Genomic DNA, 1,102 nt, shown 5'->3' on the forward strand with positions numbered 1-1,102 from the left:
GGTTATCTTCATGGCGCTGATTGGAGATGCGCGGGTCTCGACAACAGACCAAAAGCTGGAACCACAGGTCGACGCACTCAAGGCTGCGGGCTGCGAAACCGTGTTTGAAGATGTCATCTCCGGCGCCAAAGCTGAACGCCCTGGCCTCGATGAATCCCTGGCCTTTCTGCGCAAAGGCGACACGCTTGTGGTCTGGAAACTCGACCGCCTGGGTCGGTCAATGAAGCACCTGGTCGAAACAGTGACAGATCTCGGGGACCGTGGCGTTGGCTTCAAATCTCTGACGGAAGGCGTGGACACAACCACCACCGGCGGCACGCTGGTGTTCCATCTGTTCGGCGCGCTTGCCCAGTTTGAGCGCGACCTTATTGTCGAACGCACACAGGCAGGATTGAAGGCTGCCGCAACGCGCGGCAGAAAAGGCGGGCGCAAGCCTGTCGTAACACCCAAAAAACTGCAGCAGGCCAGAGATCATATCAGCGATGGATTGACGGTCCGAGAGGCCGCAGCGCGCCTCAAAATCAGCAAAACCAGCCTCTACAATGCTCTCAGAGACCAAAAAGCGGACTGAAAATACAGATGTTCCGGTTAAGTTCGCGCGAGCCGGACAATAAAGTCACTTTTATGCAGTGACCCCAAATGGGCGCGCAATGTTTCCGTATCAATTCGGAAAGAAAGAGCCTGTATCATGCGGCAGCGGTGATTTCGAACAACTTCACCGTGGTCTTGCAAGCCATCGCCCGCGAAGCCTGGGCGGCGTCCGGCGTCCCGGACGAGATTGCTCAGCAGCTGAACGCAAATCTATTGCGCGGAACCTGTGAGAACGTGTCAGCACACGGGCCTCGCGACGCGCTGACGGGCCCGGCGTCACGGGGTGACGAGTTTGTTGTCACGACGCAGGGCGAAGATGTATCCGAGTGGCATCCCGCAGCCGGAAGCCTCTACAAGGACCTGAGTGAACTGGCGCGAAACCTTAAGAGAAACGGTACGACATTAAACGGTCGAAAGGGAAACGGAGGCTTGGGCCGAGGATTGGATCAGTAGAGATTTAACATAATTTCGCTTACGCTGCATAATACAGTCGTCGGGTAGATTCACTAGT

General features: G+C 56.4%; 2 protein-coding genes. Both read left to right on the forward strand.

Going from position 1 to position 1,102, the window contains the following annotated elements:
- Nucleotides 1-10 precede the first annotated feature (10 nt).
- Nucleotides 11-571: a recombinase family protein gene (locus ACR0AP_RS20905; RefSeq protein ID WP_480509223.1), complete on the forward strand. Its 561-nt coding sequence runs from the start codon at nucleotides 11-13 to the stop codon at nucleotides 569-571.
- A gap of 68 nt (nucleotides 572-639) precedes the next feature.
- Nucleotides 640-1,044, forward strand: coding sequence for a DUF2520 domain-containing protein (locus ACR0AP_RS20910; RefSeq protein WP_480509221.1), 405 nt, complete (start codon nucleotides 640-642; stop codon nucleotides 1,042-1,044).
- Nucleotides 1,045-1,102: the final 58 nt, after the last annotated feature.

It is taken from the genome of Ruegeria sp. AF7 (assembly GCF_056541885.1).